The organism is Streptomyces griseoluteus (genome assembly GCF_004784465.1).
Lineage (GTDB): Bacteria > Actinomycetota > Actinomycetes > Streptomycetales > Streptomycetaceae > Streptomyces > Streptomyces griseoluteus.
This window is the reverse complement of the sequence record NZ_SRRU01000001.1, coordinates 969476-995897: the sequence shown is the minus strand read 5'-3', so window position 1 is coordinate 995897 and position 26422 is coordinate 969476. Positions and strand designations below refer to the sequence as shown.

Sequence of the window (26422 nt, the reverse complement as noted above, 5' to 3'; positions counted from 1 at the left end):
CACACCCGGAGCCGGCTGTGGCCTTTGACACGGCCGGCTCCGGTGTTCATAACAGTTCGGCAGAGGAAATCCCGCAGTTCGCCACGCGACGCGGTCGACCGGTGCCGCTGCGCTCACAAAGCCCTTGCCATTTGCGGGGCTCGCTCGGTAATGACCCGTTTTATCTGCTGCTTACAACGGCGCCGTCCCCGTTTGTTACTGCCCAGGTCGGCATGCTGGAATGCCTGAACTGCCCAGGGGTCAAAGACGTACTGAGTGGTCGAAGAGGAACCGGGCTCTGAGAGACTGCGGCACGACAGGTGCCGACCCGCCGAGAGGTTGTTGGTCGAGTGAGGCGAAGCAAGAACGGTCCCGAGCCGTCGGCACGGGGCAACTTCACCCCGCCGCCGCGCGCTGCGGCGCCCACCCCCGTGGTGGCCGGACCGGAGCCGGAGGCCGCTCCCGCGTCCAGCGGGGGCCGCTTCTCCCCGCGCAACTGGCGTGTGCCGACAAGGCTGAACGCGATCCTGCTCATACCTGTGCTGGTCGCCCTCGTCATGGGCGGCTTCCAGGTGAAGAACTCGATCGACACCTGGCAGGACGCCCAGGACGCGGAGAACACCGCGATCCTGGTGCAGACGTCCCTGTCCTACGCCGACGCGCTGTACAACGAGCGTGACCTCAGCGCCGCTCCCCTGCTCAAGGGCAAGGCGGCCACGGCCCAGGACAAGGCCACGGTCGACGCGGCCCGCAAGAACACCGACCAGGCCGCCGCCGCCTTCAGCCGGGCCGCCCAGAACATGCCGGCCAAGCCCGGTCTGGAGCGCCGCCTGAAGCTGTTCCGCGAGACCGAGCCCTTCCTCCAGACGCTGCGCGCGGGCGCCTACGGGCCGAAGTTCACCGGCGTCCAGACCGAGGAGGGCTACGTCAAGATCGCCCACCCGCTCATGGAGTTCGCCAACGAGCTGGGCCTGGGCACCGGAAACATCACGTCCTACGGACGTACCGTCTACGCCATCTCGCTGACCAAGGCCGCGCTGTCGCTGGAGCGCTCGATCGGCATGCACATGCTGGTCAAGCCCGGTCCGGACGCGCCGAACCTGGCGAGCCAGCGCGTGGCCCTCTCCTCCTACGCCTACCTGGAGGGCATCGCCGTCGAGGAGTACCTCGGCGGTGGCACCCAGGCCGACGCGGACCGGCTGGAGCAGGAGAAGCGGGACATCCAGAACCAGGGTGCCGCGATGGCCGCCGAGGCCAAGGCGACGGACCCCTCGTACAAGGCACCGCCGTCCGACCCGCAGAAGATGGTCGTGGCGCTGGCCCAGCTGAACTCGACCGACCCGGTGGAGCGTCAGCAGCTCGCGGTGCAGGGCGTCACCCCCGCCAACTGGTGGGCGGTCAACACGCTGAAGTTCAAGGCCTACCGCTCCATCGAGTCGGACATGGCCGACAAGGCGGTGAGCGAGGCGTCGGGCATCGCCGACGACGCCAAGACCTCCGCGATCATCACCGGTGTCGCCGTCGTCCTGGTCCTGCTGCTGGCCTTCATCCTGGCCGGTACGGTCGCCCGCCAGATGAGCCGCGCGATGCGCCAGCTCCGCAACGCCGCCTTCGGCATCGCCGAGCAGCGCCTGCCGATGCTGGTCGACCAGCTCTCCCGTACCGACCCCGGCCGGGTCGACACCCGGGTCGCCCCGATCCCGATCCACACCAAGGACGAGATCGGCGAGGTCGCCCGCGCCTTCGACCAGGTCCACCGCGAGGCGGTGCGGCTCGCCTCCGAGCAGGCGCTGCTGCGGGGCAACATCAACGCGATCTTCACCAACCTGTCGCGCCGCAACCAGTCGCTGATCGAGGGCCAGCTGACCCTCATCACCGACCTGGAGAACAACGAGGCCGACCCGGACCAGCTCGAGAACCTCTTCAAGCTGGACCACCTGGCCACCCGTATGCGCCGCAACGGCGAGAACCTGCTGGTCCTCGCCGGCGAGGAGCCCGGCCGCCGCTGGGACCAGCCGGTCCCGCTGGTCGACGTGCTGCGCGCCGCCTCCTCCGAGGTGGAGCAGTACGAGCGCATCGAGCTGTCCGGCGTGCCGGAGGCCGAGATCCACGGCCGCGCGGTCACCGACCTCGTGCACCTGCTCGCCGAGCTGCTGGAGAACGCCACCACGTTCTCCTCCCCGCAGACCAAGGTCCGCGTCACCGCGACCCGTCTCCCCGACGGCCGTGTGATGATCGAGATCCACGACAAGGGCATCGGCCTCACCGCCGAGGACTTCGCGGACATCAACCACAAGCTGGCCAACCCGCCGACCGTGGACGCCGCGATCTCCCAGCGCATGGGTCTGTTCGTGGTCGGCCGGCTGTCCGACCGGCACGGCATCCGCGTCCAGCTCCGCCCCTCGGGCGAGCAGGCCGGTACGACCTCGCTGGTCATGCTCCCCGACGCGATCACCCACGGTGGTGGCGGCGAGGCGCAGCTCGAGCGCGAGGAGTTCACGGTCTCGCAAATCATTCCGGAGCAGCAGTTCGCCGGCGAGAGCTTCAACCCCCAGCCGCAGGCGCAGGCACAGCCGATGCGCACGGCGGCGGAGCTGGGCTTCGACGACAGCCGCTACACCGAGGTGCCCGACGACATCCGCGGTCTGGACCCGGTCGGCCGTTCCCTGGAGCGCGAGGAGCGCCGGGCGGCGCTGGAGGCCCAGCACAGCCCGCGGGACGGCGCCGAGGACGGCCGGCCCGGCTACCAGGACGGCTTCGACCAGGCGCCCGGCGGCTACCCGGAGAACGGCTCGGGCTTCCCCGAGCAGCGGCAGCCCCAGGCTGACGCCTATCCGGAGCAGCAGGCCTACCAGGAGCAGCAGCAGCCTGCCTACGACGAGCAGTACTTCGGGCAGGACGGCGGCTACCCGCAGTCCGGTTACCCCCAGCAGGGCCAGAACGCGCCCGCCGGTGACGCCTTCGGCGGCTCGTACGACGGGCAGCAGCAGTCCTTCCAGGACGACTGGCCCCAGCAGAACGGTTTCCAGAACGGCTACCCGGCCCAGTACGCTTCGGAGTCGGAGCCGGCACAGGCCGCCGACCCCGGTGACCTGGGCTCCAACGGCCACGGAGGCTTCGAGCGTCCGGCGCCGGGCGGTCCGGCCGCGGGCGGTGTGACCAACGCGGGTCTGCCCCGTCGCGGTGGCGCGGGCGGCTCGGCCCCGCTGGGCAACTCCGGCGGCCTGAACGTGAACGGTTCGGGCGGACTGGGTTCCAGCGGCCTCGCCTCGAACGGACTGCACGGTCCGAACGCAGCGAACGGTTCGAACGGACTGAACGGTTCGGGTGGGCTGAACCGCTCCGCCGGCGCGAACGGCGCGTCGCTCGGCCGCCAGGAGGCTCCGGCCCCCGCGGGCGGCGGCACCGACGACTGGCGTTCGGCGAACGACGAGCGCTGGCAGCAGGCCTCGCAGCTTCGCAAGCCCAAGGCGGGCGGGGTCACGTCCTCCGGCCTGCCGCGGCGGGTACCCAAGGCCAACCTGGTCGAGGGCACCGCCGAGAGCACCCCTCAGGGGGGCCCACAGGTCTCCCGCGCCCCGGAGGATGTCCGGGGCAGGCTGAGCAACCTGCGTCGAGGCGTCCAGCGCGGACGCAGCGCAGGCAGTGAAACGAACGGCCAGGCCACCACCAATCAGCACGGTGGTCCTGACAGCACCTACGACCAGGAGCGTTAGTGTGAGCCCGATGAGCCAGGCGGCACAGAACCTTAACTGGTTGATCACCAACTTCGTGGACAACACTCCGGGTGTGTCCCACACCGTGGTGGTCTCCGCCGACGGACTCCTTCTGGCGATGTCCGAAGGCTTCCCCCGCGACCGCGCCGACCAGCTCGCGGCCGTCGCATCCGGTCTGACGTCCCTGACGGCAGGCGCCTCCCGCATCTTCGAGGGGGGCAGCGTGAACCAGACGGTTGTGGAGATGGAGCGGGGATTCCTCTTCATCATGTCCGTATCCGACGGTTCGTCGCTGGCGGTCCTGGCCCACCCGGAGGCGGACATCGGCCTCATCGGGTACGAGATGGCCCTTCTGGTGGACCGGGCGGGCACGGTCCTGACCCCGGATCTCCGGGCGGAACTCCAGGGCAGCCTTCTCAACTAACAAGCGGACGGTGCGCGTTCGCGTCCCGGGGCCGTAAGGTCTTGGGACGCGGCTCCACAGCGATGGTGCCCGGCACAGTCGGAGGAGGAGAAAGTGGCAACACCCCCAGGCGGTCCGTCTTCGGGCAACTGGTCGTACGGTCCCGCGCAGGGACAGGACGGCGGCTCGGCGAACGGGTACGACTACCCCTCCGTCCCCGACCACCGGCAGCCGTACGCGCCGCAGGGCCCCGGCCCTTCGCCGTACGGCCAGCCGTCGGCCCCGCGCATCCAGCCGGTACAGCCGCCGCGTCGCCAGGAGCCCGCGGCGGCCCCGTCCGGCGCCAGCAATCCCCTGGTGCGTCCGTACGCCATGACCGGCGGCCGGACCCGCCCGCGCTACCAGCTCGCCATCGAGGCGCTGGTGCACACCACCGCGGCGCCGCATCAGATGCAGGGCCAGTTGCCCGAGCATCAGCGGATCTGCAACCTGTGCCGGGAGATCAAGTCGGTGGCCGAGATCTCGGCCCTGCTCACGATCCCCCTCGGCGTGGCCAGGATTCTCGTCGCCGACTTGGCGGAGGCGGGCCTGGTCGCCATCCATCAGCCCGGCGGCGACGAGAACGCCGGCGGCCAGCCAGACGTGACACTGCTCGAAAGGGTGCTCAGTGGACTTCGCAAGCTCTAGCGGCGGTCCTTCCCGCTCCACCACCTCCGCGAAGATCGTGGTGGCGGGCGGCTTCGGCGTGGGCAAGACCACGTTCGTGGGGGCCGTCTCGGAGATCAACCCGCTGCGTACCGAGGCCGTCATGACGTCCGCGTCGGCGGGCATCGACGACCTCACTCACACCGGGGACAAGACCACCACCACGGTGGCCATGGACTTCGGCCGTATCACCCTGGACCAGGACCTGATCCTGTACCTCTTCGGTACGCCCGGTCAGGACCGCTTCTGGTTCATGTGGGACGACCTGGTGCGCGGCGCCATCGGCGCCATCGTGCTGGTCGACACCCGGCGCCTGGCCGACTGCTTCCCCGCGGTCGACTACTTCGAGAACTCGGGCCTGCCGTTCGTCATCGCCCTCAACGGCTTCGACGGCAACCAGCCCTACAACCCCGACGAGGTCCGCGAGGCTCTCCAGATCGGCCCGGACGCCCCCATCATCACCACGGACGCCCGCCACCGCGCGGACGCCAAGAGCGCCCTGATCACCCTGGTCGAGCACGCGCTGATGGCCCGCCTGCGGTAACTGGTCCACGTCGAGGGGGCCCTTTCCACACCGGAAGGGGCCCCTTTGCCGTACCGCTTCCGCGTGCCGGGGTCTTCCGGACAACGACAGGGCCCCGCCTCTCCGAGGGGAGAGACGGGGCCCTGGGGGCTGTTCGGGCTCAGTGCCAGCTGTGCGGGGCACGGAAGCCGCCCTCGCGCTCCAGGCGGCGCCAGCCCGCTCGCGGGCGGGGGCGGTGGGTCGGGGTCGCGGCGGGGCGGGCGGCGGCCCGGGCGAGGAGAACTGCCGTTATGGCGGCTACTTCCTCGGGCTCGGCGAGGCCCTTTTCGACGCGGATGTCGGCGCTGGTCATGGCGTTGGCCTCCGGGGTCTCGGTCACTGCGGGGGGTTGCCGTGCTTGCGGGAGGGGAGGTCGGCGTGCTTGGTCTGGAGCATCGACAGCGACCTGATCAGGACCTCGCGGGTCTCGGCGGGGTCGATCACGTCGTCGACCAGGCCGCGCTCCGCCGCGTAGTACGGGTGCATCAGCTCGGCCTTGTACTCCTTGACCATCTTCTGCCGCATCGCCTCGGGGTCCTCGGCGTCGGCGATCTGGCGGCGGAAGATGACGTTGGCCGCGCCCTCGGCACCCATCACGGCGATCTCGTTGGTGGGCCAGGCGAAGGTGAGGTCGGCGCCGATGGACTGGCTGTCCATCACGATGTACGCGCCGCCGTAGGCCTTGCGCAGGATGAGAGAGATCCTCGGCACGGTCGCGTTGCAGTAGGCGTACAGCAGCTTCGCGCCGTGGCGGATGATTCCGCCGTGCTCCTGGTCGACGCCGGGCAGGAAGCCCGGCACGTCCAGCAGCGTGATGATCGGGATATTGAAAGCGTCACACATCTGCACGAAACGCGCAGCTTTTTCGCTCGCCTCGATGTCGAGCACACCGGCCAGCACCTGCGGCTGGTTGGCGATGATGCCGACCACCTGGCCGTCGAGGCGGCCCAGCGCGCAGATGATGTTGCGGGCCCAGCGCTCGTGGACCTCCAGGTAGTCGCCGTCGTCGACGAGCTCCTCGATGACCTTGGTCATGTCGTAGGGCCGGTTGCCGTCGGCCGGGACCAGGTCGAGCAGGACGTCGCCGCGCCGGTCGGCGGGGTCGGAGGACTCCACGCGCGGCGGGTTCTCGCGGTTGTTCTGCGGGAGCAGCGAGAGGAGGTAGCGCACCTCCGCGATGCAGGTCTCCTCGTCGTCGTACGCGAAGTGGCAGACGCCGGAGGTCTCGGCGTGCACGTCGGCGCCGCCGAGGCCGTTCTGGGTGATCTCCTCGCCGGTGACCGCCTTGACGACGTCCGGGCCGGTGATGAACATCTGCGAGGTCTCGCGGACCATGAAGACGAAGTCGGTGAGGGCGGGGCTGTAGGCCGCGCCGCCCGCGCACGGGCCGAGCATCACCGAGATCTGCGGGATGACCCCGGATGCCTTGGTGTTGCGCTGGAAGATGCCGCCGTAGCCGGCGAGCGCGGAGACGCCCTCCTGGATACGGGCGCCGGCACCGTCGTTGAGCGAGACCAGCGGGGCACCGGCCGCGATGGCCATGTCCATGATCTTGTGGATCTTGGTGGCGTGGGCCTCGCCCAGTGCGCCGCCGAAGATGCGGAAGTCATGGGCGTACACGAAGACAGTACGGCCCTCCACCGTGCCCCAGCCGGTGATGACACCGTCGGTGTACGGCTTCTTGGCCTCCAGGCCGAAGCCGGTGGCGCGGTGCCGGCGGAGCTGCTCGACCTCCTGGAAGGAGTCCGGGTCGAGGAGCAGCTCGATGCGCTCGCGGGCGGTCAGCTTGCCCTTGGCGTGCTGCGCCTCGGTCGCCTTCTCGCTGGGGCCCGCCAGGGCCTGCGCCCGGATCACGTGCAGCTCGGCGACCCGCCCGCGCGCGTCCGCCGGCTCACCCGTCGTCTCTTCCAAAACGGTCATGTAGTGACCATACGAAGGACCTCACGGAAACCGGGCCGTCGACTCCGTACAGTCTCCGGAGCGTTTTCCTGGTACGACCGAACAGAACCGGGCCGTGATGCAGGCGTTCCGACTGCTCAGAGGGCGCTGCCTTTGTAGGGCTGCCACAAAGTGGGGGGTGTCACAGACCCCTGGAGCCGGGGTGGTACATGCCATCGCCGGAGTGACACGCGGCCACCCGGACGGCGGAACGGGGCGCCTCGCAACCCTACCCTCCGCCGTCCGGCGCGCTTCGGCTCAGCAGCCGCCGCAGTTGTAGTACAGGACGTCCCAGTGGTTGCCCTCGTCGGCGTAGATGTTGCCCGACCCGGACTTGTACTGCGGCGCGCCGTCCCCGCGCAGCCCGATGTAGCTGAAGGTGTTCTTGATGTACGAGGTCACGCAGGTGTTCTTGCCGTAGTCGAGCTTGTAGCCGTTCCAGTGCGAGTACGTGCCCGAGGCGTGGCCGGTCTCGGTGCCGCCGGTGATGTTCAGGGCACACCCGGTGGCGCGCTTGAGGGTCTGCGCACCCTGGGCGGTGGCCAGGTTGAGCTGTTCGAACGACGTACAGGTGGAGTTGTTGCGGTCGGAGCACCCGCCGGAGGACGACCAGGTGATGCCGACGTCGCGGAACATCTGGGTGGCGGTGGCGTGGCTGATCTTGGTGACGGCGAAGGCGTCGGACGCGGTGCCGACCACGGCGACGCCCGGGGCGACGACGAGGGCGAGCGCGGTGAGGACTGAGCGGACCTTCATGAATGACCCTTCCTGCGGTTGGCCGTGCTTACTGTGGGGCGGCAGTGCAGGTGGTGCAGACAGATGGTGCCCGAGTTCTACGCGCGTCCGCCAGAGGGCGTCAGCGGTAACTCTGCGTGAGAGCGAAAACACGTACCGAATGATGTTGAAAACCGAACTGAATAGGTCTACGGTGGCAGACGTCTGGTTCGTTGAACGTTAAACAGACTCTTCCGGAACTCTCTCAAGGAGCACACCATGGGTATCTTCAGCCGCAAGGACAGCACCCCCCAGGCCACCGCCGCCCCCGCCGCCCCCGCGGGCACCGGTCTCGCGGCGCTGACCGGCGAATACACCATCGACCCCGCGCACACCTCGATCGGATTCACCGCGCGGCACGCCATGGTCACCAACGTCAAGGGCAGCTTCACGGAGTTCACCGGCTCGCTGCACCTGGACGGCGAGAACCCGGCCAAGTCCACCGCCACGCTGGACGTGGTGATGGACAGCATCGACACCGGCAACGCCGACCGCGACACCCACCTGAAGTCCGCCGACTTCTTCAAGACGGACGAGTTCCCGACGATGACCTTCCGCTCCACGGGCGCGGAGTTCCTCGGCGGCGACGACTACCGCATCACCGGTGACCTCTCCATCCTCGGTGTCACCCGTCCGATCACCATCGACCTGGAGTTCAACGGCGCCGCGACCGACCCGTTCGGCAACCAGCGCGTCGGCTTCGAGGGCAAGGCCGAGCTGCTGCGCTCGGAGTGGGGCCTGACCTGGAACGCGGCCCTGGAGACGGGCGGCGTGCTGATCTCCGACAAGATCAAGCTCAACTTCGACGTGTCGGCCATCAAGAACGCGTGAGCCGACGGCGGTCCGGCCGCACCACACGCGAGCGCCCCGCTCCCCCTCTGCCGGAGGGGACGGGGCGCTCACGCGTGCGGGTCCGGTGACTCAGAAGCCTCCGCCGCCGAAGTCCCCGCCGCTCCCGAAGTCGCCGCCCCCGCCGAAGTCCCCGCCGCCGAAGCCGTCGCTGAACCCGCTGGGGTCGAAGTCGGTGCCGGACATGTCGCCGCCCTGGAAACCTCCCTGGTCCCCGAAGTCGCCGTATCCGCCGCCGAAGTCGGCCGCGTAGGAGGGGGTGGCCATCATGCCGCCGAGCAGGGTCCCCGCGAGCAGGCCCGGCAGCAGGCCGCCGCCGAAGTAGCCGCCCGCCCAGGGGCCGTAGGCGGGCCCCGCGTCCCAGTAGGGGCGGCGGCCGTACTCGGTCTCCACCTCGCGCGCGGCCGGTTCGCGGCCGTCGGCGAGCCGGGTCGCGTCGGCCGCGCACACCGGCACCTCGCGGGTGCTGCCGCCGGCCGGGGTCCAGGCGGCGTCGGTGACGGAGGGGCCGTGCCGGGGGTCGAAGAAGCAGGGCGGACGCCGGTCGGGCAGCGGGCGCCTCTCGCGGCGGGCGGCGAGCACGGCGAGGGAGTACCGGCCGTCCTCCAGTGCCTCGGTGACTCCGCGCACGTCCTCCGGCCTGCGTGCCTCGCCCATGCGGCGCTTGGCGTCGTCGTAGGCGTTGAGCGCGTTCTCGTAGTCGGTGCGCATCGCGTCGTCGGCGCCGGGTTCGCCGGGCTGGAAGTCGAGGCGGTCGAGCTCCTCGCCGAAGGCGGTGATGTCCTCGTCCACGACGACCCGCAGCCGCTCCAGCGCGGCCTGCTGCTCCGCCTCGCGGCGGCGCCGGTTGCGGCGGCTCAGGGTGTAGACCCCGGCGCCGCCCGCCACCACGACCGCCCCGGCGACGATCAGCGCGGTGGTGGAGACCCCGCCGCCGTTGTCGGAGGAGCCCCAGCTGGAAGGGGCGTGGCCGCGTACGGTGTCCAGCGCGCGGTCGGTGAAGTCGGTGAGCTGGGCCTTGGCGCCCTCGCCCTGCACGCTGGAGACGAGGTTCTGCCGGGCCGTGGCGGAGATGACCGAGGGGTCGGAGCCCGCGGCGAAGCGGTCGCCGACGCGGATGCCGTACAGACCGGTGATGCCGGTGGCCGACCGGACGTCGCGCAGGACGCTCCGGGTCGGATAGTCGGCGGGGAGGACCACCAGGAACACCGGCTTGCCGGCGTCCTTGATCTTCTTGGCCAGGGCGTCGGCGTCGGCGCGGGAGAGCTGCCCGGAGGCGGCCGGGTCGACGTAGACCGGGCTCTCGCGCAGGGCCTGGCCGATGGTGGAGGTGCTGGTGACGGCACTGGCACCGGGGGCGAACGCGAACAAGGGCACCAGGGCCATCGCCAGCGCCGCGAGGAGGAGTGCGGGGAGGCTTCGGGCGCGGGTCGGGAGCACGGCCTTCATGCTTCCGACGCTACCCGAAGCCTCCCCCGTTCGGTCAGGTGTACGCACTTACGACGCTGGTCAGCGAGCCGCCCGGTACGCCTGGAGCAGCTTGAGCAGTGCCTGTCCGTACCGTCCGGTCAGCAGCGCGTGGTCGGCCTCGGCGAAGGGCTTCGACACGGCCGCCGTGATGCGCTGGCCCACCTTGTGCTGGACGATCAGCCGGGCCTGGTTCACCAGTTCACGCCCCCGGCGGTCGTCGTGCCGGCGCTCGGCGGTGGCGGCCGCCTTGCCGAGGGTGGTCAGCGCACCGCTCCTGGCCGCGGCCTTTGTGGTCAGGCCCCACCCGTAGGGGTACTGCGGGTCGTACGTGCTGTCGCCGACGTTGATCGGCAGCTGGGCCTCGCCGCGCGGCCAGGTCACGGGGAGCTGGCCGGTGAAGGGCCGCTTGCCGTAGAGCACGTCGGCGACGCCGCCGCCCTCGGTGCCGGGCAGCCAGGACGCGACCAGTGCGTCGATCTTCCCGAGCCGGTCCCCGACCAGCAGCGGGCGGCCGGAGACGGTGAGCACCACGCACTTCATGGCGCCGCACACCTTGTCCACGGCGGCCCGGTCGGCGGCGGACAGGGTCAGTTCATGGCCGTTGCCCACGTCCCCGACGCCTTCCGCATAGGGGGTCTCCCCGACGACGACCACGCCCACGTCGTTCCCGGCGGTCGGCGCCGAGGCGTCCTTGGAGTAGGTGACCTTCCCGCCCGCCTCACGGATGCCGGCCAGGATGGTGGTGCCCTTGGTGATGTCGCCGGAGGAGCCCTGCCAGGTGATGGTCCAGCCGCCGGACTGGTTGCCGATGTCGTCGGCGTTGGACCCGGCGACGTACACCTTCTGGCTCTTGCGCAGCGGCAGCAGGCCGCCGTCGTTCTTGAGCAGCACCTGGGACTTGGCGACGGCCTCGCGGGCGACGGCCCGGTGGGCCGGGGAGCCGATGGCGGCGGCGCCGGAGGTGTCGGCGTAGGGGTGCTCGAAGAGGCCGAGGCGGAACTTCTGGGTGAGGATGCGGGATACCGCGTCGTCGATCCGCCGCTCGCTGACCCGGCCCGCCTTCACCTCGGCGGTCAGGGCCGCGCTGAACTCCTTGTAGGTGTAGGGGACCATCATCATGTCGACGCCCGCGTTGACCGAGGTGCGGACCTGGGTCGCGTAGTCACCGGGGAGCTGGTCGACGGCGTTCCAGTCGCTGATGACGAACCCGTCGAAGCCCATACGGCCCTTGAGCACGCCGCTGAGCATGTCGGCGCGGGCGTGCATCTTGACCGGGCCGCGTCCGTCGCCGATCACGTCGAGCGAGGAGTACGAGGGCATCACGGTGCCGACGCCCCGGTCCACCGCCTCCTGGTACGGCGCGAGGTGGACGGCCTCCAACTGCTGTCGGGTGAGGGTGGAGACGCCCTGGTCGACGGTGTAGGTGCCGGTGGTGGAGGAGCCGTAGGCGGTGCCGCCGTCGGCGACGAAGTGCTTGGCGGTGGCCAGCACCTTGTCGGCGCGGGCGAGGTCGCGGCCGTCGGCGCGCCCCTGGAGCCCCTGGATCACCGTCTCCATCGACTTCACCAGCGCCGGGTCCTCACCGAAGGACTCGTAACTGCGGCCCCAGCGTTCGTCGCGGCTGACGCAGAGGCAGGGCGCGAAGTCCCAGGGGATGCCGGTGGCGCGGACCTCGGCGGCGGTCACCGCCCCGGTGCGCTGGGCGAGTTGGGGGTCGCGGGTGGCGCCGATGCCGATGTTGTGCGGCAGGACGGTGGCGCCGGTGAGGTTGTTGTGACCGTGGACCGCGTCGACGCCGTAGATCAGCGGGATCTGGAAGCGGGTGGCCCGGGCGCGCAGCTGGAAGCCGTCGATCATCTTCGCCCACGCGGCCGGGGTGTTCGGGGTGGGCGTGGAACCGCCGCCGGAGAGCAGTGAGCCCAGGTCGTAGGCGGCGATGTCGTTCTGGTCGGAGACGGCGCCGCGCTCGGCCTGGGTCATCTGCCCGGCCTTCTCCGCGAGCGACATCCGCCCGAGCAGGTCGGCGACCCGCTTGCGCACCGGCAACCTGCTGTCCAGGTACGGGAGTCCGTGGGCGTCGATGACGATCTTCGGGTTCTCCGCGGGGGCCTTGGCCCCGGTCACGGTGAGCCCCAGCGGAATGGTCTCGGCGGCCTCGGCGGTGCGGTCCTTCAGGGTGGTCACCTTCACCGTCCGGGAGGTCCCTGAGGGGGTGCCGGCCGGGAAGGTGAGGGTGCCGGAGACGGAGGTGTAGTCCTTGCCCGGGCCGGCGGTGCCCTCGCCGGTGGCGTACGCGACGGTCACCGGGGAGGTGACGGGCTGCGCGTCGGTGGTGCCCAGGGTGACGCGGACGCTCGCCGTGCCGCCCTCCTCGACCGGGACGACGGCCGCGTCGGTGGTGACGGAGGCGCGCAGCGCCGGGTCGGCGGCGCCGTACAGCTCGACGCCGTCCATGGCGAAGCGGCCCTTGACGCCGGTGGGGAGGGTGACGGCGTAGCCCCACATCCGGGTGAGGCCGAGGACGTGGTCGATGCCGCCGACCGGCTGGTAGTCCGTGCGATAGGTGAACGCGGAGAACGGCAGCTCGATCCGCTTCCAGCCGGTGAAGTCGTCGGTGAAGGAGGTCGTCCACAGCTCGGACGCCTCGCCGTGCGCACCGCCGTCCTTGATCTCGAACGTGATCTTCTTGCCGCTGTTCTGTCCCTCCCACCACAGGCGCACCCCCCGGTGGGCGGACCAGTCGTGGGCGGGAGCGGTGGCGGCGTAGTCGTGGGTGAAACCGCCGTAGCCGCTGATGTCGTAGCTGCCGGTCAGCACCTTGGCGCCCTCGGGGGCGTCGGCGCGGGCGGTCAGCGCCAGGGTGGGCGGGTCGTCGCTGTCGCCGCCCCAGGTGAAGATGCCCTCGGCGGGCTGGGCGGCGAAGGGCACCTCGCCCTCGAAGCGGTCGACCGGCACGGGGGCCGGGTCGGGACCGTCGGCCCCGGACGCGGTGGTGATGCCTCCGGCCAGCGGAAGCAGTGCGGTCAGCAGAGCGGTGGAGACGAGCAGGGCGGTTCTGCGCATGGACCTTCCCTCGGCTCTTGGTTCACTCATGACTTAGCTCACGGCTTGAGTGAACTGGGGTCACCTGGACCCCGTCAACCCTTCGCACGTGACTGACGGTCCCTCAACCTAAAACCCCCGCGCCGCCGTTGTGCGTTCGCCTTCTGAATGCGCGACCCCTTGACGCGGCCCCGGAGCCGTCATTTACTCACGGCTCGCACGCCCCATCCCCCACCTCTTGAAGGGCGGCGCCCCATGAGACGACCCCTGCGTCCGGCCCGGCTGCTGCTGGCCGCGCTGCTGACGACGGCCGGGATCACCACGCTCGCCACCCCCGCCGCGCACGCGGCCGGTGAGCCGGTCACGGCCTGGCTGACCACCACCGACGACTCCGCCGGACGGCATGTCGTACGCGGCCTGGAGCCGCAGACGCCGTTCGCCTTCTCGGCCGGCGCCGGAGGCGGCGGCGAGAACATCACGGTGGACGAGAACACCCGCTACCAGACCTTCACCGGCGGCGGAGCCTCCTTCACCGACACCGCCGCCTGGCTGATGAACAGCAGCGGCGCCCTGTCCCAGGCGACCCGCGACGCCACCATGCGCAAGCTGTTCTCGCCCACGGACGGCATCGGGCTGTCCTTCCTGCGCAATCCGATGGGCGCCTCCGACCTGGCCCGCTCCGGCTACACCTACGACGACGTGCCGGCCGGGCAGACCGACCCCTCGCTGGCGAAGTTCTCCCTCGCCCATGACCTCGCGGACGTCATCCCGCTCACCAGGCAGGCCCGTCAACTGAACCCGGACCTCACGGTGATGGCGTCCCCGTGGACGGCCCCGGCATGGATGAAGGACAGCGGCTCCCTCAACGGCGGCTGGCTGAAGGCGGAGGACTACGGCGCCTACGCCTCGTACTTCGTGAAGTACCTCCAGGGCTACCGGGACCAGGGCGTGCCCGTCTCCTACGTCACCGCGCAGAACGAGCCGACCTGCTGCTCGGGCTACCCGTCGATGAGCTGGAACGCCAGTGGCCTCGCCTACTTCACCAAGAGCGAGCTGCTGCCCAGGCTCCAGCAGGCCGGGCTCTCCACCAAGGTGCTGGCGCACGACTGGAACTGGGACACCTACGACTCCTACGCCGCCCAGACCGTGGACGACGCGGCCGTGCGCAGCCACCCCAACTTCGGCGGCATCGCCTGGCACGGCTACGGCGGCGACGTCGGCAAGCAGACGGCCGTGCACAACCAGTACCCTGCGCTGGACGCCTTCGCCACCGAGCACTCCGGGGGCACCTGGATCGCCGACCAGCAGCGCGAGGACCTCTCCGACATCATCAACTACACCCGCAACTGGGCGAAGTCGGTGACCAAGTGGTCCCTCGCGGTGGACCAGAACATGGGCCCGCACAACGGCGGCTGCGGCACCTGCACCGGCCTGATCACCGTGCACAACGGCGACGGCCGCAGCGGGAGCGTGGACTACACCGTCGAGTACTACGACATGGGCCACCTCACCAAGTTCGTCCGCCCCGGCGCCCAGCGCATCGCCTCCACCGCGTCCTTGGCCGTGCCCAACGTCGCGTGGCGCAACCCGGACGGCAGCAAGGCGCTGATCGCGTACAACGGCGCCACCTCAGCCAAGCAGGTGACCATCAACTGGGGTGCGCAGCACGCCACTTACACGCTGCCCGCCCGCACCTCCGCCACCTTCACCTGGGCCGGCGGCCAGTCCGGCGACAGCTCCCGCACCGGCGCCTTCGTGGGGCTCGCGGGCAAGTGCCTGGACGTGGCGGGCGGGTCCGGCGCCAACGGCACGGCGGTGCAGCTCTACGACTGCAACGGCAGCACGGCCCAGCAGTGGACGGTCGCCCCGGACGGCTCGGTGCGGGCGCTCGGCAAGTGCCTGGACGTGGTCTCCGCGTCGACCGCGAACGGCGCCAAGGTCCAGCTCTACGACTGCAACGGCACCGGCGCCCAGCGCTGGTCGTACAACGCGGCCACGGGGGACGTGGTGAACACCGCGGCGGACAAGTGCCTGGACGTCACGGACAACTCCTCGGCCAATGGGGCGCGGGCCCAGATATGGTCGTGCACCGGGGCGGCCAACCAGAAGTGGACCCTGAGGTAGGACAGCCCCGGGTTTCCGGCGCGGGTGATGGTGGTACCCGCGCCGTACCGACCGTGACCGGGGAGTCCGAGATGACCACACCGCAGGATCTGCTGTTCGTCGCGCTGGACGTGCCTGCCGACCGGCCCGTGGAACAGGGCGATCTGTCGCTGGCACTGGCCGCTGCGGAGCTGTTCGACCTGCTCGCCGCCCAGGTGGTCACCCTGCGGGACGACCGGATCGTCCCGCTCTCCGGTCATCTGACCGGCGACCCGATGCTGGACAAGGCGGCCGCCTCGCTGATCCGCGCGGAGCCGTACGAGAGCGCCGAGGACTGGCTGTGGCGGCGCGGGGACGGACTCTCCGCCGCCTACCGGGACGAGCTGGAGCACACCGGGCCCGCGGGCTCCGGTCTGCGGCAGTTGTTCCGGCGCGCCGACCGGTCGGTGGAGCGGATCGACTCCGACGCCCGGCGGCACGCGGCCGACCGGTGGGCCCGGCACGAACCGCTCCTGGTGGGCCTCGCCTCGGCCCTCGGCATCGAGGAGCCCGAGCACGAGGAACCGGCCGCGAACGCCGAGGACGACCGGGTGGCGGTCGTCCTCGCCGCGCTCGGCGACGCGCTGACCGAGCTGGAGGCGGTACGGCAGCGGCGGCGGATCGAGGAGGACGCGTTCGACAACGTCTGGCGCGCCCCCTGACCGCCGCCGGCGCCCGCTACTCGGCCGGTTCGACGCCCGCGCGCAGCAGCCCGTAGGTGCAGGCGTCCTCCAGTGCCTGCCAGGAGGCGGCGATGACGTTCTCCGCGACGCCGACCGTGGACCACTCCCCCGCGCCGTCGCTGGTGGAGATCAGCACGCGGGTGGTGGACCGGGTGCCGGAGGCGCCCTCCAGGATGCGGACCTTGTAGTCCACCAGTTCCAGCTTGGCGAGCTGCGGGTAGATCTTCTCCAGCGCCACCCTGAGCGCCTGGTCGAGGGCGTTGACCGGGCCGTTGCCCTCGGCGGTGGCGACGATGCGCTCACCCTTGGCCCACAGCTTCACCGTGGCCTCGTTGGCGTGGGTGCCGTCCGGGCGGTCCTCCACGATGGCCCGCCAGGACTCCACCTCGAAGTACTTCAGCGGGGCCCCCTGGGCCTCGGCGCGCAGCAGCAGCTCGAAGGAGGCGTCGGCGGCCTCGTACGTGTAGCCCTTCAGCTCGCGTTCCTTGACCCGCTCGACGACCCGGCCGACCAGCGCGCGGTCGCCGCCGAGGTCGACGCCGAGTTCCCGGCCCTTCAGCTCGATCGAGGCGCGTCCGGCCATGTCGGAGACGAGCATCCGCATGGTGTTGCCGACCCGCTCGGGATCGATGTGCTGGTAGAGGTCCGGGTCGACCTTGATCGCGGAGGCGTGCAGGCCGGCCTTGTGGGCGAAGGCGGAGACGCCGACGTAGGGCTGGTGGGTGGAGGGCGTGAGGTTGACGACCTCGGCGATGGCGTGCGAGATCCGGGTGGTCTCGCGCAGGTTCCCGTCGGGGAGGACCTTCTTGCCGTACTTCAGCTCCAGCGCGGCGACCACCGGGAAGAGGTTGGCGTTCCCGACGCGCTCGCCGTAGCCGTTGGCCGTGCACTGGACGTGGGTCGCGCCCGCGTCCACGGCGGCGAGGGTGTTGGCGACGGCGCAGCCGGTGTCGTCCTGGGTGTGGATGCCGAGCCGGGCACCGGTGTCGGCGAGGACGGTGCCGACCACGGCGCTGATCTGCGCCGGGAGCATGCCGCCGTTGGTGTCGCACAGGACGACCACGTCGGCCCCGGCCTCGGAGGCGGTCCGGACGACCGCCTTGGCGTAGGCGGGGTTGGCGCGGTAGCCGTCGAAGAAGTGCTCGCAGTCGACGAAGACCCGGCGGCCCTCGGCGCGCAGGTGGGCGACGGTGTCCCGGATCATCTCCAGGTTCTCGTCGAGCGTGGTGCGCAGCGCCAGCTCCACATGCCGGTCGTGGGCCTTGGCGACCAGTGTGACGACGGGGGCGCCGGACTCCAGCAGCGCTCTGACCTGCGGATCGTCGGCGGCTTTGGCGCCGGGGCGGCGGGTGGCGCCGAAGGCGACGAGCACCGCGTGCTTCAGCCGCAGCTCCTCGCGGGCGCGGGCGAAGAACTCGGTGTCGCGCGGGTTGGCGCCGGGCCAGCCGCCCTCGATGAAGCCCACGCCGAAGTCGTCCAGGTGCCGTGCGATGGCCAGCTTGTCCGCGACGGTGAGGTTGATGCCCTCGCGCTGCGCGCCGTCGCGCAGCGTGGTGTCGAAGACGTGGAACGAATCGTCGAGCTCGCTGGTTGCGGTCATGGTCTGAAGGCTCCTGTTGTGAATGTCGGTCTTACCGGAAATGACCGGCTCCACCGTTCCCCCCATGGTCCCTCGCGCTCCGTCACCGGCTGCGGTTGGGCCGGAAAACGAAAAAACCCCTCGCGGGTGCGAGAGGTCTGCGCGCGGGTCGAGGACGACGGTGCCACCCGCATGTGGTCGTGCGAGGTGGTCACTGCGGACCGGCGCGCCTGCTGCCCATAATCATGGTGAGCGAGAGCACGGGGGCAGTCTGGCACATAACGGCCGCCGTCCCACGGGCTGTCTCACGATGCGGGCCACACTGTCCGAAAAGGGACCGCCCCGGAGCCTCCAGGACGGTCCCCACCGGTTCGGTTAGCCGATGCGGTGCATCCAGCCGTGCTGGTCCTCGGTCGTGCCGCGCTGGATGTCGAGCAGCGCCTGGCGGAGGCGGAGGGTGACCTCGCCGGGCTCGCCGCCGCTCTGCTTCCACTCGGCTCCGGCCCGCTTGACGGTGCCGACCGGGGTGATCACGGCGGCGGTACCGCAGGCGAAGACCTCGGTGAGGGTGCCGTTCTCGGTGTCCCGCTGCCACTGGTCGACCGAGATCCGCCCCTCCTCGGCCTGGTAGCCGAGATCGCGGGCGACGGCCAGCAGGGAGTCACGGGTGACGCCCTCCAGGATGGAGCCGGTCAGGGTCGGAGTGACGATCCTGTCGCCGTAGACGAAGAACAGGTTCATGCCGCCCAGCTCCTCGACCCATCGGTGCTCGACGGCGTCGAGGTAGCAGACCTGGTCGCAGCCCTTGGCGGCGGCCTCGGCCTGGGCGAGCAGGGAGGCCGCGTAGTTGCCGCCGGTCTTGGCGTCGCCCATGCCGCCGGGGACGGCGCGGACGCGGTCCTCGGAGACCCAGATCGACACCGGCTTCACGCCGCCCTGGAAGTAGGCGCCGGCCGGGGAGGCGATGACGAGGAAGAGGTACTCGTTGGACGGCTTCACACCCAGGCCGACCTCGGTGCCGATCATGAAGGGGCGCAGGTAGAGGGAGTCCTCGCCGCCGTGCGCCGGGACCCAGTCGACGTCCTGGGCGATCAGCGCGTCGCACGCCTCGATGAAGGTCTCCACGGGCAGCTCGGGCATGCCCAGGCGGTGCGCGGAGCGCTGGAAGCGCAGGGCGTTCTGCTCGGGCCGGAAGGTTGCGACCGTGCCGTCGGGCTGGCGGTACGCCTTCAGGCCCTCGAAGATCTCCTGGGCGTAGTGCAGGACGTTGGTGGCCGGGTCGAGCGGGATCGGCGCGTACGGGACGAGCTGGCCGTCGTGCCAGCCGCGGCCCTCGGTCCACTTGATCGTCACCATGTGGTCGGTGAAGCGGCGGCCGAAGCCGGGGCTGGTGAGGATCGCCTCGCGCTCCGCGGCGGCGAGCGGTTGGGCGGAGGGCTTGAGCTCGATCGTGGGCGTCGTCATGGGCGGCAGTCCTTCTCTTCCTGGCGTGGGACGGGCGGCTCCGGCGGGGCGGCCGGTGCCTGAAGGTCACCCCCGGCAAGGCGCGGTACCGGTGGTGGCGGGCCGCGCTCACGCCGTCCGGGCATTCCCTCATATCGCGGCTCCGCGTTCGATTATCGCGCGGCGGAGGCGCCGGAAGGAATCGGGGTGAACACGACCTGGTGCTCGATGGTGGCACCCGGCACGGGCACGGCAAAGGGCCGCCGGGCGCCTGAAGCGACCCGGCGGCCCTTTCACGGGGCCTTACGGGTCAGCCGGTTACCCGGCCTACGAGCGCGTCGCCGATCTCGGCGGTGGTGCGCGGGGGCAGGTCCACGCGCTCGGTGAGGTCGGCGGCGACGGCCGCGTCCACCCGGTCGGCCTCGGCGTCGTAGCCGAGGTGGCGCAGCAGCAGGGCTACGGAGAGGACGGTGGCGGTGGGGTCGGCCTTGCCCTGTCCGGCGATGTCCGGGGCGGAGCCGTGGACCGGCTCGAACATGGACGGGTACGTACGGGCCGGATTGATGTTGCCCGACGCGGCCACGCCGATGCCGCCGGAGACGGCCGCGGCGAGGTCGGTGATGATGTCGCCGAAGAGGTTGTCGGTGACGATCACGTCGAACCGCTCGGGATCGGTCACCAGGTAGATGGTGGCCGCGTCGACGTGGATGTACTCGGTGGTGACCTCGGGGTACTCCTCGGCCACCTTGTTGAAGATGTTGGTCCACAGGTGCCCGGCGAAGGTGAGCACGTTGTTCTTGTGGACCAGGGTGAGCTTCTTGCGCGGGCGGGCCTGGGCACGGGCGAAGGCGTCCCGGACGACCCGCTCGACACCGTAGGCGGTGTTCACCGAGACCTCGGTGGCCACCTCGTGCTCGGTGCCGGTGCGGATGGTGCCGCCGTTGCCCGTGTAGGGGCCCTCGGTGCCCTCGCGGACCACGACGAAGTCGATCTCCGGCTGGCCGGCGAGCGGGGTGGCGACGCCGGGGAGCAGCTTGGAGGGGCGCAGGTTGACGTGGTGGTCGAAGGCGAACCGGAGCTTCAGCAGGAAGCCGCGCTCCAGCACGCCGGACGGCACCGACGGATCGCCGATGGCGCCGAGCAGGATGGCGTCGTGGGTCTTGAGGGAGTCGAGGTCGGCGTCGGTGAGGGTCTCACCGGTGGCGTGGTAGCGCCGGGCGCCGAAGTCGTACTCCTTGGTCTCCAGCTTCACGTCCTGGGGCAGGACGGCGGAGAGGACCTTGAGACCCTCGGTCACGACCTCCTGGCCGATGCCGTCGCCGGGGATCACTGCGAGATCGATGCTGCGGGACATGTGCGGCACCCTACTCCGCGTCCCACGGGATGACACGGACCGTCCGCGATGCGGACATCGTGGCCGGCGGACGGTCCGTCGGGCGCGGCTCGGCTCAGTGGCCGGTCTCGCCGCCGTTGTCCCGGCGGTCGAGGGCTCGCTGGAGGGCGGCGGCGGCCTGGGCGCGGTCGGTGTCGTTCGAACGGGAGGCGTGGCGCACGCGGCGGCGGACGGTCGTCTCGGCCATGGGAAATCGACTCCTTCGACAGAGTGGTTGCACGGCAGCGGTGAGCTGTGAGACGCCGGAAGGGGCGGGAGAGCGCACGCCGCAGGGATTGCCTGCGCGGGGCGCGGCTCACGACCGCCATTCGCTGGATGGAGCGATTCGTTCGGCTCATCCCAAGCTAAGGGACCGGGCCGCGCCTGTCTGCATGATTACTCGGACTTCCTACTATCTGAGACGGCCTGCCTCCCCACCTGCGGTTTCCCGCCGGGGACTCAGTCGAGGACGAACGGCAGACGTGCGGTCAGGGGGCCGAGTGCGGTCCGCTCCCCGGGGGGTCGGGGAGGCGGCGGCCGGTGGCGACGAGGAGGGTGTCCGTGTCGGACAGGGCGGCGGGGAAGGGCTCGCCGGTGACGCCCCCCAGGAGGGCGCGGGCCTCGGCCAGGGTCTTGGGGGGCGGGGGCGGGGCGTCCGGTACGTGGGCGGTCAGGTCCAGGTGGTGGAGGGTCCACTCCAGGACGTACGCGGAGAGGTGGTCGGCGGCGGTGAGGACCTCGCCCCGGGTGCCGGGCCGCACGGCCGGGTCGGCGAGGGCGGCCGGCGGCCGAGCCGATGTCGTCCAGGTGGAATCCCAGCAGGGCCGGGTCCTCGTAGGCCGCCGCCAGCCGGACGGTCAGGGCGTCCAGCGGGTCCTCGCCGGTGGGCGGGGTGTGGGTGAGGGTCCAGTACGTCGTCGCGTCGCGGGTCGGGGCGGTGCGGGTGATCAGGACGTCCTGGGCGTCGATGACGAGGTGGCACACCAGGTCCCGGACGAGCCGGCCCGCACAGCCGGAGGTGCGGCCGAAGTCGTCGTCGGCGAGGTCCGCCACCGCCGCCGGCAGGGCCGGCCAGGAGAGGGAGAAGCGGCCGGTGCCGTCCATGGGCGCACGCCGGCAGCGGGGCCGGACGCACGACGGCCCGGCGAGACCGTTCAGGGCGGGCTCGCCGGGCCGGATCGTGGGGCTGTCGCCCCGGGAGGGGTCAGCCCATGTGCGGGTAGCCGTACTCGGTCGGCGGGACCAGCGTCTCCTTGATGGCGCGGGTCAGGGTCCAGCGCATCAGGTTCTGCGGGGCGCCGGCCTTGTCGTCGGTACCGGAGGCGCGACCGCCGCCGAAGGGCTGCTGGCCGACGACGGCGCCGGTGGACTTGTCGTTGATGTAGAAGTTGCCCGCCGCGTAGCGGAGCTTCTCCATCGTGTACGCCGCCGCCGCGCGGTCGTTGGAGATGACCGAGCCGGTGAGGGCGTAGTCCGAGACCGACTCCATCTGGGTCAGCATCTCGTCGTACTTGTCGTCCTCGTAGACGTGCACGGCGAGGATCGGGCCGAAGTACTCGGTGCGGAAGACCTCGTTGTCGGGGTCGGTGCACTCGATGACGGTCGGGCGGACGAAGTAGCCCACCGAGTCGTCGTACGAGCCGCCCGCGACGATGGTGCAGGTGGCGTCCTCGGCGGCGCGGTCGATGGCGGCCTTGTTCTTGGCGAAGGAACGCTCGTCGATCACCGCGCCGATGAAGTTCGACAGGTCGGTGACGTCACCCATGGTGAGGCCGTCGACCTCGGCAGCGAACTCCTCCTTGAAACCGGAGTTCCAGATGGAGGCCGGGATGTAGGCACGCGAGGTGGCCGAGCACTTCTGGCCCTGGTACTCGAAGGCACCGCGGGTCAGCGCGGTCTTGAGCACCGCGCGGTCGGCGGAGGGGTGCGCGACCACGAAGTCCTTGCCGCCGGTCTCGCCGACCAGACGCGGGTAGGCGCGGTACTTCTCGATGTTGTTGCCGACCGTCTTCCACAGGTACTGGAAGGTCTTGGTCGAGCCGGTGAAGTGGATGCCGGCGAGGTCGCGGTGCTCCAGGGCGACCTCGGAGACGGCGATGCCGTCACCGGTGACCAGGTTGATGACGCCCTTGGGCAGCCCGGCCTCCTCCAGCAGCTGCATCAGCAGCACGGCGGCGTGGGTCTGCGTCGGGGACGGCTTCCAGACCACCACGTTGCCCATGAGGGCGGGCGCGGTGGGCAGGTTGGCGGCGATGGCCGAGAAGTTGAACGGCGTGATCGCGTAGACGAAGCCCTCCAGCGGGCGGTGGTCCATGCGGTTCCACACGCCCGGCGAGTTGGCCGGGGGCTGCTCGGCCAGGATCTGGCGGGCGTAGTGCACATTGAACCGCCAGAAGTCGACCAGCTCGCAGGGGCTGTCGATCTCGGCCTGCTGGGCGGTCTTGGACTGACCCAGCATGGTGGAGGCGGCGATGGTCTCGCGCCAGGGGCCGGAGAGCAGCTCGGCGGCGCGCAGGATGATCGCGGCGCGGTCGTCGAAGGACATCGCGCGCCAGGCCGGGGCGGCGGCCAGGGCGGCGTCGATCGCGTCCTGGGCGTCCTCGCGGGTGGCGTTGCGCAGGGTGCCGAGGACGGCCTTGTGGTTGTGCGGCTGGACCACCTGGAAGGACTCGCCGCCGCCCATCCGCTTCTCGCCGCCGATGGTCATCGGCAGGTCGACCGGGTTCTCGGCCAGCTCCTTCAGCTTGGCCTCCAGCCGGGCGCGCTCGGGGCTGCCGGGGGCGTAGCCGTGCACCGGCTCGTTGACGGGGGTGGGGACCTGGGTCACAGCGTCCATGAGAACCGTAACTCCTTTACGTTGAGCGGGTGTTCGGGCTCAGCCCTTGGTGATCATGCTGCGTACGAAGAACTGGAGGTTCGCCGGCTTCTCGGCGAGACGGCGCATGAAATAGCCGTACCAGTCGGTGCCGTAGGCGGTGTAGACACGCATGCGGTGCCCCTCGGCGGCCAGCCGCAGGTGCTCGTCGCCCCGGATGCCGTAGAGCATCTGGAACTCGTACTCGTCGAGCTTACGGCCCGCGCGGTGGGCGAGTTCCTGGGCGATGGAGATGAGGCGGGGGTCGTGGGACCCGATCATCGGGTAGCCGTCGCCCTCCATCAGCGTCTTCAGGACGCGGACGTACGCCTTGTCGATCTCGTGCTTCTGCTGGTACGCGACCTCGGCGGGCTCCTTGTAGGCGCCCTTGACCAGACGGACCCGGCTGCCGGCGGCGGCCAGCCGGCGGGCGTCGGCCTCGGTACGGAACAGGTACGCCTGGATGACGCAGCCGGTGCCGGGGAAGTCCTTCCGCAGCTCCTCGTGGATGGCGAACATCGAGTCGAGGGTGGTGTGGTCCTCGGCGTCCAGGGTGACCGTGGTGCCGATGGCGGCGGCGGCCTCGACGACGGGGCGCACGTTGGCGAGGGCCAGCTCATGGCCGCCCTCCAGCGCCTGGCCGAACATGGAGAGCTTGACGGACATCTCGACCCGCTCGCCCAGGTCGAGGTCCTTGAGGTGGTCGACGAGCGCGAGGTAGGCGTCGCGGGCGGCGGCGGCCTGCTCGGGGGTGGTGATGTCCTCGCCGACGACGTCCATCGTGAGCTGCAGGCCCTTGGCGGTCAGCTCGGAGATGATCGGGACGATGTCGTCCACGGTCTCGCCGGGGATGAACCGGTCGACGACCTGCTTGGTCACCGGGGCGGCCGAGATCAGACGACGCATCCGGTCGCTGCGCGACGCGGCCAGAATCACGGGACCCAGCACGGGGCACCTCCACAACAAAAGCACCGAAACGGCCGGGACCCGACGATTCGGGGACGGCACGGAGAACCACCGTGAAACCTAGGGATCTCTTCGATGGTGGGCCATCGACAGACGTCACGCATCCGATCACCGGTTCTCAGACAGATGTATGAAGCGGGCTCGGATATGCGGGAGAATGCCCGAGTGGCGGCCGATTACCGAGATGACTACCAGGAGCTGGTGGACGAGATCTCCGAGCTGCTGGGCGCCCCGGCGACCCTGGAGAACCGGGACTTCGAGCTGATCGCCTTCGGCGCGTACGACAGCGAGGGCGAGCTGGACCCCACCGCGCTGGACCCGGTGCGGGCCCGCTCGATCCTGACCCGGCGCTCGACCTCGGCGGTCCGGGCGTGGTTCGAGGGCTTCGGCATCACCCGCGCGACGGAACCGGTGCGCATCCCGCCCACCCCGGAGGCGGGCGTCTACCGGGGCCGGATCTGCCTGCCGGTACGCCATCGGGGTGTCGTGCTCGGCTATGTGTGGCTGCTGGACGACGATCCCGGCCCGAGCGACGCCCAGCTCACCGCCGCCATGCCGGTGACCGGGCGGATCGGCGCGCTGCTGGCCGAAGAGGCGCGGGCCGGGGCGGGGCTCGGCCGGGAGCTGCGGGCGGTGCTCACGGCGGAGAACGGCTGGCAGCGGGACATGGCCGTCACCGACCTGCGCACCGCGCTGGGCCCGCGCGCGGACGGCCCGCACACCGTGGTCTGCGTCGCCCCCTGGTTCTCCGCCGACCCCGACGACGCCCCGTCGGTGCGCACCGTCCCGCACGCCACCGCGCTGTGCACCGTGCCGTGGGGCGCGACGGCGCAGAGCCTCGCGGTGCTGGTACGGCTGCGCAGCACGGAGGTGACGGCCCCGGCGCTGGTGGCGGCCGCGCGGCTGATCAAGGAGGCGGAGGGCGCCGTGGTCGGAGTGGGGGTCGGTGAACCCCGCGCGGGGCTGGCCGAGTTGGGCATGGTGTGGCAGGAGGCGTCGGCGGCGGCGCGGGCCGCCCTGGCCGAGCCGAGGTTCGCGCCGGTGGCCGAGTGGCGGGGCATCGGCCCGTACCGGCTGCTGTCCGCGCTGCCCCCGAGGTCGGTGCAGGACCCGGTGGCGGCGCCGCTGCTCTCCCCCGCCCACCAGGAACTGGCCCGCACCGCCGAGGTCTACCTCGACTGCGCGGGCCAGGCCGGCCGGGCGGCGGCCGAACTGGGCATCCACCGCCAGACGCTCTACTACCGCCTGGGCCGCGTGGAACGCCTGACCGGGCTGGACCTGGACGACGGCGAGGACCGCCTGTTGCTGCACATGGCCTTCAAGCGGGCCCGGCTGGGCTGAGCGTTCAGTCCTTCCGGACGCCCTCCACGACCCGGCGCAGCCCGGCGGTGAGGGCGTCCGCGTCCGGGGCCGTGCCGGGGTCGAAGGTCCACTGGGCGATGAGGCCGGTCATCAGGGTGAGGTAGAAACCGCCGAGGGTGTCGGCGGTCTCGTCGGTGACCTCGTCCTCCGGTACGCCGGTGAGCAGCGCGACCAGGCCACGCCCGCCCTCGCGCTGCTCGCGGCCCAGGTAGGCGCGGACCTCGGGGAGTTCGATGGTCATGACCTCCATGCTGAGCCGGAAGACCGAACCGGGTTCGCGCATCGCGGAGATGATGTTCGACCACACCCAGTGGAAGCGCTCCAGCGAACCGGGCTCCCCCTCGGGCTCGGCACCGCCGAAGGTGTCCCCCGCCTCCTCCACCAGCGCCACGTACGCCTGCGCGAGCAGGGCGTCCTTGGAGCCGTAGTGGTAGCCGATGGAGGCCAGGTTGGTGCCCGACTCCTTCACGATGTCGCGCGCGGTGGTCCGGGCGAACCCCTTCGCCAGCAGGCAGCGCTTGGCGCCCTCGAGCAGATCCTCACGGTGTCCCATGCCGGTCAGCGTATCCCGGTCCATACAAGC

The 26422-nt window shown here is 70.9% G+C and carries 20 protein-coding genes and 1 pseudogene; 8 read left to right on the top strand and 13 right to left on the bottom strand.

Annotated features, from left to right (window positions below; all coding sequences use genetic code 11):
- The first annotated feature begins 329 nt into the window (after positions 1-329).
- The 4 genes from E5082_RS04590 (at position 330) to E5082_RS04575 (ending at position 5347) form a co-directional block, all read left to right on the top strand.
- A complete protein-coding gene (locus E5082_RS04590; protein WP_135789961.1) occupies positions 330-3695 on the top strand; it encodes a sensor histidine kinase in 3366 nt (1121 codons plus the stop codon).
- A gap of 10 nt (positions 3696-3705) precedes the next feature.
- A complete protein-coding gene (locus tag E5082_RS04585) occupies positions 3706-4119 on the top strand; it encodes a roadblock/LC7 domain-containing protein (RefSeq protein WP_005479603.1) in 414 nt (137 codons plus the stop codon).
- A 93-nt stretch (positions 4120-4212) separates the two neighbouring features.
- Positions 4213-4785, top strand: a complete 573-nt coding sequence (locus E5082_RS04580) for a DUF742 domain-containing protein (protein WP_135789960.1) — start codon at positions 4213-4215, stop codon at positions 4783-4785.
- Positions 4766-5347, top strand: coding sequence for a GTP-binding protein (locus E5082_RS04575; RefSeq protein ID WP_030793786.1), 582 nt, complete (start codon positions 4766-4768; stop codon positions 5345-5347). Before E5082_RS04580 ends, E5082_RS04575 begins: the two co-directional genes overlap by 20 nt.
- Before the next feature lie 139 nt (positions 5348-5486).
- Here E5082_RS04575 and E5082_RS04570 read toward each other — a convergent pair whose 3' ends face one another.
- The 3 genes from E5082_RS04570 to E5082_RS04560 all read right to left on the bottom strand — a co-directional run bounded on the left by E5082_RS04570 (position 5487) and on the right by E5082_RS04560 (position 8059).
- Entirely contained in the window at positions 5487-5678 is a 192-nt protein-coding gene (locus tag E5082_RS04570) for an acyl-CoA carboxylase subunit epsilon (protein WP_135790135.1), read from the bottom strand.
- A gap of 23 nt (positions 5679-5701) precedes the next feature.
- Positions 5702-7285 (bottom strand): acyl-CoA carboxylase subunit beta, encoded by a 1584-nt coding sequence (locus E5082_RS04565; RefSeq protein WP_135789959.1) that lies wholly within the window; start codon positions 7283-7285, stop codon positions 5702-5704.
- A gap of 276 nt (positions 7286-7561) precedes the next feature.
- Positions 7562-8059, bottom strand: coding sequence for a hypothetical protein (locus tag E5082_RS04560; protein ID WP_135789958.1), 498 nt, complete (start codon positions 8057-8059; stop codon positions 7562-7564).
- 237 nt (positions 8060-8296) lie between these two features.
- Between E5082_RS04560 and E5082_RS04555 the strand changes: the two genes are divergently transcribed.
- The gene (locus E5082_RS04555) at positions 8297-8908 is read left to right on the top strand and encodes a YceI family protein (protein ID WP_135789957.1); all 612 of its coding nucleotides are present in this window, start codon (positions 8297-8299) and stop codon (positions 8906-8908) included.
- A 90-nt stretch (positions 8909-8998) separates the two neighbouring features.
- Here E5082_RS04555 and E5082_RS04550 read toward each other — a convergent pair whose 3' ends face one another.
- Complete coding sequence (locus E5082_RS04550; RefSeq protein WP_135789956.1) at positions 8999-10375, bottom strand: hypothetical protein; 1377 nt, start codon at positions 10373-10375, stop codon at positions 8999-9001.
- Between the two features lie 60 nt (positions 10376-10435).
- Positions 10436-13459: a glycoside hydrolase family 3 protein gene (locus E5082_RS04545; protein ID WP_135789955.1), complete on the bottom strand. Its 3024-nt coding sequence runs from the start codon at positions 13457-13459 to the stop codon at positions 10436-10438.
- 234 nt (positions 13460-13693) lie between these two features.
- Between E5082_RS04545 and E5082_RS04540 the strand changes: the two genes are divergently transcribed.
- Together E5082_RS04540 and E5082_RS04535 are read left to right on the top strand one after the other, a co-directional pair.
- The gene (locus E5082_RS04540; RefSeq protein WP_135789954.1) at positions 13694-15562 is read left to right on the top strand and encodes a ricin-type beta-trefoil lectin domain protein; all 1869 of its coding nucleotides are present in this window, start codon (positions 13694-13696) and stop codon (positions 15560-15562) included.
- A 71-nt stretch (positions 15563-15633) separates the two neighbouring features.
- The gene (locus E5082_RS04535) at positions 15634-16242 is read left to right on the top strand and encodes a GPP34 family phosphoprotein (protein WP_135789953.1); all 609 of its coding nucleotides are present in this window, start codon (positions 15634-15636) and stop codon (positions 16240-16242) included.
- A 16-nt stretch (positions 16243-16258) separates the two neighbouring features.
- Here the strand turns inward: E5082_RS04535 and cimA are convergent, their stop codons facing one another.
- The 7 genes and pseudogenes from cimA to E5082_RS04500 all read right to left on the bottom strand — a co-directional run bounded on the left by cimA (position 16259) and on the right by E5082_RS04500 (position 24459).
- The gene (cimA, locus tag E5082_RS04530) at positions 16259-17863 is read right to left on the bottom strand and encodes a citramalate synthase (protein ID WP_135789952.1); all 1605 of its coding nucleotides are present in this window, start codon (positions 17861-17863) and stop codon (positions 16259-16261) included.
- Positions 17864-18217: 354 nt separating this feature from the next.
- A complete protein-coding gene (locus tag E5082_RS04525; RefSeq protein ID WP_135789951.1) occupies positions 18218-19306 on the bottom strand; it encodes a branched-chain amino acid aminotransferase in 1089 nt (362 codons plus the stop codon).
- A gap of 289 nt (positions 19307-19595) precedes the next feature.
- Positions 19596-20639 (bottom strand): 3-isopropylmalate dehydrogenase, encoded by a 1044-nt coding sequence (locus E5082_RS04520; RefSeq protein WP_135789950.1) that lies wholly within the window; start codon positions 20637-20639, stop codon positions 19596-19598.
- Positions 20640-20733: 94 nt separating this feature from the next.
- Entirely contained in the window at positions 20734-20865 is a 132-nt protein-coding gene (locus E5082_RS33380) for a hypothetical protein (RefSeq protein ID WP_086690483.1), read from the bottom strand.
- 251 nt (positions 20866-21116) lie between these two features.
- A pseudogene (locus tag E5082_RS04510) lies at positions 21117-21761 on the bottom strand (maleylpyruvate isomerase N-terminal domain-containing protein).
- Positions 21762-21861: 100 nt separating this feature from the next.
- Positions 21862-23493, bottom strand: a complete 1632-nt coding sequence (pruA, locus tag E5082_RS04505) for an L-glutamate gamma-semialdehyde dehydrogenase (protein ID WP_135789949.1) — start codon at positions 23491-23493, stop codon at positions 21862-21864.
- Between the two features lie 39 nt (positions 23494-23532).
- Positions 23533-24459: a proline dehydrogenase family protein gene (locus E5082_RS04500; RefSeq protein ID WP_135789948.1), complete on the bottom strand. Its 927-nt coding sequence runs from the start codon at positions 24457-24459 to the stop codon at positions 23533-23535.
- 165 nt (positions 24460-24624) lie between these two features.
- On the opposite strand from E5082_RS04500, the gene E5082_RS04495 reads away from it, so the two are divergent.
- The gene (locus E5082_RS04495) at positions 24625-25818 is read left to right on the top strand and encodes a PucR family transcriptional regulator (RefSeq protein WP_190045369.1); all 1194 of its coding nucleotides are present in this window, start codon (positions 24625-24627) and stop codon (positions 25816-25818) included.
- A 4-nt stretch (positions 25819-25822) separates the two neighbouring features.
- Here E5082_RS04495 and E5082_RS04490 read toward each other — a convergent pair whose 3' ends face one another.
- Positions 25823-26392 (bottom strand): TetR/AcrR family transcriptional regulator, encoded by a 570-nt coding sequence (locus E5082_RS04490; RefSeq protein WP_135789946.1) that lies wholly within the window; start codon positions 26390-26392, stop codon positions 25823-25825.
- Positions 26393-26422: the final 30 nt, after the last annotated feature.

Excerpts from the sequence above, each read along its gene's own strand:
- E5082_RS04585 (WP_005479603.1), top strand. The coding sequence starts at position 3,706 with ATGAGCCAGGCGGCACAGAACCTTAACTGGTTGATCACCAACTTCGTG.
- E5082_RS04570 (WP_135790135.1), bottom strand. The coding sequence starts at position 5,678 with ATGACCAGCGCCGACATCCGCGTCGAAAAGGGCCTCGCCGAGCCCGAG.
- E5082_RS04565 (WP_135789959.1), bottom strand. The coding sequence starts at position 7,285 with ATGACCGTTTTGGAAGAGACGACGGGTGAGCCGGCGGACGCGCGCGGG.
- E5082_RS04560 (WP_135789958.1), bottom strand. The coding sequence starts at position 8,059 with ATGAAGGTCCGCTCAGTCCTCACCGCGCTCGCCCTCGTCGTCGCCCCG.
- E5082_RS04555 (WP_135789957.1), top strand. The coding sequence starts at position 8,297 with ATGGGTATCTTCAGCCGCAAGGACAGCACCCCCCAGGCCACCGCCGCC.
- E5082_RS04550 (WP_135789956.1), bottom strand. The coding sequence starts at position 10,375 with ATGAAGGCCGTGCTCCCGACCCGCGCCCGAAGCCTCCCCGCACTCCTC.
- E5082_RS04545 (WP_135789955.1), bottom strand. The coding sequence starts at position 13,459 with ATGCGCAGAACCGCCCTGCTCGTCTCCACCGCTCTGCTGACCGCACTG.
- E5082_RS04540 (WP_135789954.1), top strand. The coding sequence starts at position 13,694 with ATGAGACGACCCCTGCGTCCGGCCCGGCTGCTGCTGGCCGCGCTGCTG.
- E5082_RS04535 (WP_135789953.1), top strand. The coding sequence starts at position 15,634 with ATGACCACACCGCAGGATCTGCTGTTCGTCGCGCTGGACGTGCCTGCC.
- cimA (WP_135789952.1), bottom strand. The coding sequence starts at position 17,863 with ATGACCGCAACCAGCGAGCTCGACGATTCGTTCCACGTCTTCGACACC.
- E5082_RS04525 (WP_135789951.1), bottom strand. The coding sequence starts at position 19,306 with ATGACGACGCCCACGATCGAGCTCAAGCCCTCCGCCCAACCGCTCGCC.
- E5082_RS04520 (WP_135789950.1), bottom strand. The coding sequence starts at position 20,639 with ATGTCCCGCAGCATCGATCTCGCAGTGATCCCCGGCGACGGCATCGGC.
- E5082_RS33380 (WP_086690483.1), bottom strand. The coding sequence starts at position 20,865 with ATGGCCGAGACGACCGTCCGCCGCCGCGTGCGCCACGCCTCCCGTTCG.
- pruA (WP_135789949.1), bottom strand. The coding sequence starts at position 23,493 with ATGGACGCTGTGACCCAGGTCCCCACCCCCGTCAACGAGCCGGTGCAC.
- E5082_RS04495 (WP_190045369.1), top strand. The coding sequence starts at position 24,625 with ATGCGGGAGAATGCCCGAGTGGCGGCCGATTACCGAGATGACTACCAG.
- E5082_RS04490 (WP_135789946.1), bottom strand. The coding sequence starts at position 26,392 with ATGGGACACCGTGAGGATCTGCTCGAGGGCGCCAAGCGCTGCCTGCTG.